Here is a 7,511-nt window from a genome sequence, read left to right on the forward strand (position 1 = left end):
TCAGTGGGAGTGGAATGCGCCGTACGGGCGCCGCTGGCTTGTAACCGGATGTTTGGCCGCGGGCGATGATGCCCGACGCGCTGGTCAGACCTGTGTATCGGGCACACGCACCGTGAGGCCATCGAGGGCGGCGCTTACGCTGAGCTGGCAACTCAGGCGCGAACCGGGCCGGCGCTCGGACGCGACGGCATCGAGCAGCGCGCTTTCCATGTCGTCGGGCGGCGGCAGCAGTTCGAGGAACGCGTCGTCGACGTAGACGTGGCAGGTCGCGCACGAGCAGCAGCCGCCGCACTCGGCGTCGATGCCGCGCACGTTGCCGCGGATGGCGGTCTCCATCACGCTGGCGCCGACCTTGGCGTCGACCTCGCGCGTGGTGCCGTCCTTGAGGATGTAGTGGATCGTGGGCATTGAAGGGTTCAGAACATGTCGAAGTACTCGCGGTGTTCCCACTCCGAGACTTCGAGGTTGAAGCGGGCGATCTCCGCTTCCTTGATGTGGCACAGGTAGTCGACGAAGGTCTTGCCCATCTGCGCGTTGAGCATCTCGTCTTTGCGCAGGCAGGCGAGGGCGTCGCCGAGCGACCGCGGCAGTTGTTCGGCCGGTGTTTCGTAGGGCGCGTCGGCCGAGGGGCCGGGGTCGGTCTGGTGGCGGATGCCGTCCAGGCCCGAGAACAGCTGCGACGCGAGGTACAGGTACGGGTTGGCCGTCGGCTCGCCCACGCGGTTCTCGACGCGCGAGGCGTTCTGGCCCGGGCCGCCGAGCACGCGCAGCATCGCGCCGCGGTTGTCGCGGGCCCAGATCGCGCGGTCGGGCGCGAGCGAGAAGGGGCGGTAGCGGCGGTAGCCGTTGATCGTCGGGCTGGCCAGTGCCGCCGCGCCGCAGGCGTGCGCCTTCAGGCCGCCGAGGTAGTGCATGCCGATCTCGCTGAGGTCGCGCCCGCCGGGCTCGGGCATGAAGGCGTTGACGCCGTCGCTCTTGCGGCGCAGCGACTGGTGCAGGTGCCAGCCGCTGGACATCACGTTCGGGATCTTCGGGCGGCACATGAAGGTGGCGTGCAGGCCGGCGCGCTGGCAGATCTGCTTGATGGCGCTGCGCAGCAGCACCATGGTGTCGGCGGGTGTGACGCCGGCCGTGGGGCCGAAGGTGAGCTCGAACTGGCTCGGGCCGAACTCGATCTCCAGCGAGCGCAGCGGCAGGCCGAGCGCCACGAGCTGCGAGCGCAGCAACTCCATGAGGCCGTCGACGCGGTCGTAGCGCAGCTCGGTGAGGTACTGGTGGCCGTGCGAGAGCAGCGACACGCGCGGCGGTTCGCCGGGCTGGCCCGAGTCGGGCAGGCCCATGCGCGCGTCTTCGAGCTTGAAGACGTGGAACTCGACCTCGAGGCCGGCGATGAAGTCCAGCCCGAGTTCGTCGAGCTGCGTCACCGCGCGCTGCAGGATCTGCCGCGTCGCGAAGGGGCAGGGCCGGCCGTCGGCCATGTAGGCGTCGCACAGGATCCAGCCGGTGCGCGGCGCCCAGGGCAGCACCTTGAAGGTGGCGGGGTCGGCCACGATGGTGAAGTCGGCGCCGCCCTGCAGGCCCTCGATGGCGAAGCCGCCGCCCTGCGTGAACACGGGGAACACGGTCTTGTGCGAGGTGTCCTTGGCCAGCAGGGTGGAGGTGAGGTTCACGCCCTCCCACAGGGCCGAGCGCGCCTCGCTCGCGACCAGGGTCTTGCCGCGCAGCAGGCCGTGCTGGTCGGGCCAGGCGAAGCGGACGGTGTCCACCTCGCCGCTGTCGATGCGGCGCACGAGTTCGCGCGCCTGCGCATGCTGGTCGGCCGACCAGAGACCGAAGCGGTCGACGAAGGTGTGGCTGTTCATGGCGCGTGCTCAGGCCGTGGCGGCCAGACGTGCGGACGCCCAGTCGGACTTCAGGCGGCGCGCGCGGTCGGCGTCCTGCCAGTAGGCCTCGGTGGCGGCTTCGTCGACCACCTTGCCGATGCCGTCGATCGACGGCGGGCCGGTCATGGCGCTGGCCTGCGCGGCGTCGATGAGCATCGGCGCGGTTTCGCCGGCCAGCGTGGCCTCGATGGCCTTCACCAGCACGCGGCGGTAGGCAATGATGCCCTTGTCGGTGCTGCCCAGGTGCTCGCGCGTGCGGTCCTGGATGGCGCCTTGCGACTCCACCGCCCACTGGTCGTGCACGTTGATGTCGTCGCCCATGCCGGTGTAGGTTTCGGTCAGCTGCTCTTCGATGCTGAAGCCGTAGTTGTTGCGCTTGTTCTTGCGCGAGGTGTAGTCGGGCAGCTCGTACAGCTTCAGGCGCTGGTCGCGCATCTGCTGCTTGTCGACCGGGCCCGTGAAGCTGGTGAACACGGCATACCAGTAGCAGTGCGTGTCGTCCACGGGCACGTGCCATTGCGAGATGGTCATCTCGGCGCTCATCGGGATCACGAAGGCCTGCGGGAACACCACGTTGGTCACGCGCACGTGGGTGGTGTCTTCGGAGAGCTTGCGCAGCGCCTTCAGGCGGAAGCCGTAGTCGGTGGGCTCCACGCTGATGTCGGGGCGGTCGTACTCGCGCAGCACCTTGGTGATGGGCATGTCGGAGTCGGCCGAGGCGCCGCGGAACTGCTTGCCGTAGCTCCCGGAGGTGTCTTCGTCCTCGAAGAAGCGGTGCAGGTACGAGGCGTGCGCGGGGTCGATGCCCACCTCGAGCGCCTGCAGCCAGTTGCACTCGAAGAGGCCCTTGAACGCGAAGGTGTGGCTGTCGGGCGCGACGAAGCAGTCGAAGTCGGGGAAGGCCGGGGGCTCGCCCTCGCCGATGTACGCGAAGACGATGCCGGCCTTCTCGACCACCGGGTAGGCCGACTGCTTGATGCGGCTGCACAGCTTGCTGGTGGCGGGCTCGGCCGGGGTCTCCAGGCAGTTGCCCTTGGCGTCGAACAGCCAGCCGTGGAAGGCGCAGCGGATGCCGCCGTTTTCCAGCCGGCCGAAGGCCAGGTCGGCGCCGCGGTGCGGGCAGTCGCGGTCGAGCATGCCGAGCTGGCCGCTCTCGTCGCGGAACAGCACGAAGTCCTGGCCCATGAGCTTCACGGGCTTGACCGGGCGCGGGCCCGCCAGTTCGTCGGCCAGGGCCACCGGCTGCCAGTAGCGGCGCAGCAGCTTGCCGGCGGGCGCGCCGGGTCCGACGCGGGTGATGAAATCGTTTTGCTCGGCGCTGATCATCGTGCGGGCTCCATCGAGAGGTCTTTGTCAGAAGGCCTGCAGGCATTGCATGCAGTTGTATGCATTGTCTTGGTGATTTTTGACAAAGGTCAAACTTTCATCGGCCGATTCGCCCTGTTTCGGGGCTTGAAGCGGCCACATATAGGGTTAACGCTGAGGTGGTTGTGTGTTTTTGACACACTTCTGTTTGCGGTGCATGCAACAACCGCGCCCGTTTGGCTATGCTGTGTGCAGTGGTGGGCGGGTCTCCTAGAATCCGCCCATTCATCCCTCTCCTTGTTGCCCTGGCGCCTCCCGATGGACTCCCAACAATCCCGCGTGCTCGTGCAACTGCGCGACCTGATCCTCAAGGGCGAATTCGTGCCTGGAGAGCGGCTGGCCGAGATCCCGCTGGCCGAGAAGCTCGGGGCCTCGCGCACGCCGGTGCGCCTGGCGCTGGCCAGCCTCGAGCACGAAGGGCTCATCGAGCAGTCGCCCAGCGGCGGCTACCAGATGCGCCGCTTCACCTCGCAGGAAGTGGCCGACGCCATCCGCGTGCGCGGCGTGATCGAGGGCTTTGCCGCCCGCCTGCTGGCGGAAGACGGCGTGTCGCGCCAGCTGCTGCGCGACCTGAAGGACTGCCTGGAAGACGGCGACCGCGCCGTCAACAAGCCCAGCATGGAGATCGACGACTACGCGGCGTACGTCGAGATGAACGACCGCTTCCACCGGCTGATCCTCGAAGGCTGCGGCAACCTTGCGCTCAAGCGCGTGATGGACATGCTCGGCGGCCAGCCCTTCGCCGCGCCCAGCGCGATGCTGCCCATGCAGTCGTCGATGGAGGAGGGCCAGCAATGGATGCGCCAGGCGCACCGCACGCACCACGCGATGGTGCAGGCCATCGAGCGCGGCCAGGGCTCGCGCGCGCAGGCGCTTGGCGAGGAGCACGTCGAGATCGCGCGCATGAACCTCGACTACGCGCTGGAGCGGCCTGAACTCGCGGCCGAACTCATGCCGGGCATCCGGCTCGTGGCCAAGGGGCGCACCGCCTGAGCGGCGCAACGGCCGGTCAGCGGATTTCGATCAGCAATTGGGGCTGGTAGCCCTCTTGTTCGCCGTTGCTGCGGTAGCCCAGCGGATTGGCGACCACGCGGCAACCGTCCTTCACATAGTCGAACGGGCAATGCAGGTGGCCGTGCAGCCACAGCTGTGCGTGCGGCAGCAGCTCGTCGAGCGAATTGCAGAAACCCGCGGTGCCGGGCGTGAGCCCGTAGCGCGGATCGGCGCTCGCCAGGCTGGGCGCGAAATGGGTGATGGCCACCGTCGTGCCGTCGTAAGGCTGGGCCAGCGCATCGCGCAACCAGGCTTGGCAGGTGAGTGCTTGCTCTCTCATTTCGACTGACATGAAGGGCTTGCCGTTGCGCGTGCCGGCCATCTTCTCGAGGTAGAAATCGGCCGCGCGCATCGCCTTGCCGCGCTTCTTGAGCGCCTCGGCGAGGCCGTCGCGGGGCTCGACCAGCGCGTCGAAATCGGCCCACAGCGTGGTGCCGATGAAGCGGATGCCCTCGATGACCAGCGTCTCGCGCTCCAGCCAGAGGATGCCGAGCTCGTCGCACAGCGACCGCAGGCGCGCATGCGTCGCGTCGAAATCGAGGTTGTCGTACTCGTGGTTGCCCGGCACGTAGACCACCGGCGTCGGCCAGCCCTTGCGCGGCGAGAAGCGGCCCAGCCCGAAATCGGTGTCCGTCAGGCGGGAGCCTTCCTGGTAGGAGCCGATGTCGCCCCCGAGCACGAGCAGGTCGGCGCCCGGGATGGGGTCGGCATGAAAGTTCGGGTGGGATTCCAGGTGGAGGTCGGAGAGCAGTTGCAGCTTCATCGTCGGGTCAGTCTAGGTGAATCGCACTATGCGTGAGATGCATAACCTGGGGCTTGCTTTACTAGGGATTACCCTTAATCTACATCCATCGTTAATCAACCCCGTCGCAGCCACAAGCCGCGCACCGTCATGTTCAGTCTTCTTGCCCAAGTGGCCCGTTTCTTCCGTTCGTCGCCGAGCCAGACCCCCGCCAGCCACGCCGCTGCGCTGATGGAAAGCGCCGACAGCCGTGCCGGTCGCGGTGCGCACCACGCGCAAGAACTGCGTGCGGCGGCTTCCGCCTGGCTCAGCGTCGTCAGGTAATTCGCTGACGCGCGCCGCCCCGTGCGGCGCACCCGGGATCCAAGGGCAGGTCACGCCTGTCCGTGGACCGAGCCCGCGAACGCCGCGGCCGCCGAGCGCAACAGCGCCGTACGCAGCCACTCGTGCGAATGCCCATGCTGGGCGCGCCGGTGCCAGATGGCATCCACATGCACCGGCGGCTGGTCGAAGGGCAGGTCCCGCACCACCAGTTGATTCTCGATGCCCGTCACGCTCACGAAGTGACGCGGCAGCACCGCCAGCAGGTCCGAATTTGCGACCACGCGCCCGGCGGTGAAGAACTGGTTCACCGTCACCGCGATCCGCCGCTCGCGCCCCATGGCGCCCAGCGTCTGGTCGATGAAGCCGTACGGCCGCCCCGAAAAACTCACCAGCAGGTGCCGCGCCGTGCAGTAGCTGTCGAGCGTCAGCGGTGCGCTGGCCAGCGGATGGCCGCGTCGCATCACGCAGACATATTGGCCCAGGTAGAGCCGCTGGGTTTCGAACGGCACCCCCACCCCTGATTGCCCGCGCGCCGCCAGGCTCGCGATCACGGCAGGAAAGTAGCCGATCGCCATGTCGACTTCTTCGTGCTCCAGCATGCGGCGCGGGTCGCGCGTGGTCAGCGGCAGCACGCGCAGCGAGATGGCCGGGGCTTCTTCTTCCGCAATCTTCACCAGGCCTGGCATGAGCTCGGCGGCCGTGGCGTCGGCCATGGCCAGCAGGAAGGTCGTGTCGGCGGTGCCGGCATCGAACTCGCCGGGCGCCAGTGTGTGCTGCAGCTGGCGCAAGGCGTCGCGCACCGTCGGCCAGAGGGCTTGCGCGCGCGGCGTGGGTTCCACGCCCGCACCGGAACGCCGCACCAGCTCGTCGCCCAGCAATTCGCGCAGGCGGCGCAGCGAGTTGCTTACGGCCGGCTGGGTGATCGCGAGGTTGCGGGCGGCGCGCGTGAGGTTGCGCTCTGCCATCACCTCGTCGAAGACGCGCAGCAGGTTGAGGTCGAATGTGCGGAAATTGACGTCCATCAGCGATATGAATGATAAACATCAGAAAGATAAAGTGGCGGAACACTGGGGTAATCCCTAATATTGGGTCATCGGCCTTGTTCGCCACCACTGATTACCACTTATCCCCAGGAGGGATGCATCATGACCAGCTTTGTCCACGTTGACCAACCCACCGAACATCCCGGCGTCCGTCGCGCCGAAATTCTCTTCGGCCAGATCCAGGCCGCCCGTGCCGGCGCCCATGGCGCCCGTCCGCTGATCGCCCTGTTCGTGCTGGCCCTCGCGGCCGCCGTGCTCGTGGTCGCCGACAAGATCGTCTCCAATTGGGACGAAGGCGCGCTGCTCGCCGCATGGACTGTGTTCTGCGTCGCCGCCATCGCCTTGTTCGCGCTCTTCGTCGGCTCGGTCCGCAAGAGCAGCCTGGCCACCCTGTGGCGCGAAGCTGCTGAGCGCCGTGCACAAGCGCGTGCAGACGCCCGCTTCCTGGCGACCGCCCAGAGCGACCCGCGCATCATGCAAGAGCTGCAAGCCGCAGTGTGGCGCCAGCAGTCGGACGACGTCGTGTCGGTTGAGGCCGTCGCCAAGGTCGACGCCTTGGCCCGCATGAACCGTCGTTCGCAAGAAGTGCGCATGCCCACGCTGTACGAAGCGATGCGCCGCATGAACAGCTCGCGCTATTACTAAGCAAGGCTGGGCCGGGCGCTGAGTGGCCGGCTGTAGTTGAGTTGGTTCAAAGGCCCGTCGGACGTATGTCCGACGGGCCTTTTTCATTGGGGGCGGAGCCGATGCAGGTTGGTGAATGTCTCTGCTGTCATAGAGGCGCTGCGGGAGTTGCTCAATGGCGCCCTAGTTGGGGGAGCGTACGCCTCTATATATATAGGGGCGAATGGAGTCGCTCCTGGGGAGCGCAGTGAGATCAAGCGGTGCCTGAAGACGCGGCAAGCTGTGGAGCGGTCTCACTGCAAGATTCTTTTCATCTCGTGTTGGCTTCGGCACCCAAAATGACATACACTGACAGGCTTGGCTGCTGAATACCTCTGGTGTTTGAAGCGACCGGTGCTCTCAGGAGTGTTGGTTGTGAGTGGTGAAGAAAGTCTTCGAAAGTTGACGCGGTTTGAGAAAACAGTGCATAATCGAAGG

8 protein-coding genes are annotated in these 7,511 nt (G+C 66.8%); 3 read left to right on the top strand and 5 right to left on the bottom strand.

From position 1 onward, the window contains the following. Nucleotides 1-84: 84 nt before the first annotated feature. Genes VBO01S_RS03435 through VBO01S_RS03445 form a run of 3 tightly spaced genes read right to left on the bottom strand, consistent with a single transcriptional unit; the run spans nt 85 to nt 3,209 of the window. Nucleotides 85-408 carry a 2Fe-2S iron-sulfur cluster-binding protein gene (locus VBO01S_RS03435; RefSeq protein ID WP_062470484.1) on the bottom strand — a complete coding sequence of 108 codons (324 nt, stop codon included), beginning with the start codon at nt 406-408 and terminating at the stop codon, nt 85-87. Nucleotides 409-416: 8 nt separating this feature from the next. Beyond that, the gene (locus VBO01S_RS03440; protein WP_062470487.1) at nt 417-1,862 is read right to left on the bottom strand and encodes a glutamine synthetase family protein; all 1,446 of its coding nucleotides are present in this window, start codon (nt 1,860-1,862) and stop codon (nt 417-419) included. A 9-nt stretch (nt 1,863-1,871) separates the two neighbouring features. Beyond that, entirely contained in the window at nt 1,872-3,209 is a 1,338-nt protein-coding gene (locus tag VBO01S_RS03445) for an aromatic ring-hydroxylating dioxygenase subunit alpha (RefSeq protein ID WP_062470490.1), read from the bottom strand. Nucleotides 3,210-3,506: 297 nt separating this feature from the next. On the opposite strand from VBO01S_RS03445, the gene VBO01S_RS03450 reads away from it, so the two are divergent. Next, nucleotides 3,507-4,241: a GntR family transcriptional regulator gene (locus VBO01S_RS03450; protein ID WP_062470492.1), complete on the top strand. Its 735-nt coding sequence runs from the start codon at nt 3,507-3,509 to the stop codon at nt 4,239-4,241. Between the two features lie 16 nt (nt 4,242-4,257). Here the strand turns inward: VBO01S_RS03450 and VBO01S_RS03455 are convergent, their stop codons facing one another. After that, nucleotides 4,258-5,064 carry a metallophosphoesterase gene (locus tag VBO01S_RS03455; protein ID WP_062470495.1) on the bottom strand — a complete coding sequence of 269 codons (807 nt, stop codon included), beginning with the start codon at nt 5,062-5,064 and terminating at the stop codon, nt 4,258-4,260. 129 nt (nt 5,065-5,193) lie between these two features. On the opposite strand from VBO01S_RS03455, the gene VBO01S_RS32625 reads away from it, so the two are divergent. Further along, a complete protein-coding gene (locus VBO01S_RS32625) occupies nt 5,194-5,367 on the top strand; it encodes a hypothetical protein (RefSeq protein ID WP_167394953.1) in 174 nt (57 codons plus the stop codon). 50 nt (nt 5,368-5,417) lie between these two features. On the opposite strand, the gene VBO01S_RS03460 is transcribed toward VBO01S_RS32625, so the two are convergent. Continuing rightward, nucleotides 5,418-6,389: a LysR family transcriptional regulator gene (locus tag VBO01S_RS03460; protein WP_062470498.1), complete on the bottom strand. Its 972-nt coding sequence runs from the start codon at nt 6,387-6,389 to the stop codon at nt 5,418-5,420. A 123-nt stretch (nt 6,390-6,512) separates the two neighbouring features. Between VBO01S_RS03460 and VBO01S_RS03465 the strand changes: the two genes are divergently transcribed. After that, nucleotides 6,513-7,055, top strand: a complete 543-nt coding sequence (locus VBO01S_RS03465) for a hypothetical protein (protein ID WP_062470501.1) — start codon at nt 6,513-6,515, stop codon at nt 7,053-7,055. The last annotated feature ends 456 nt before the right edge of the window (nt 7,056-7,511 follow it).

The sequence above is a fragment of the Variovorax boronicumulans NBRC 103145 genome (genome assembly GCF_001591345.1).
In the GTDB taxonomy this organism is placed as follows: Bacteria; Pseudomonadota; Gammaproteobacteria; order Burkholderiales; family Burkholderiaceae_C; genus Variovorax; species Variovorax boronicumulans.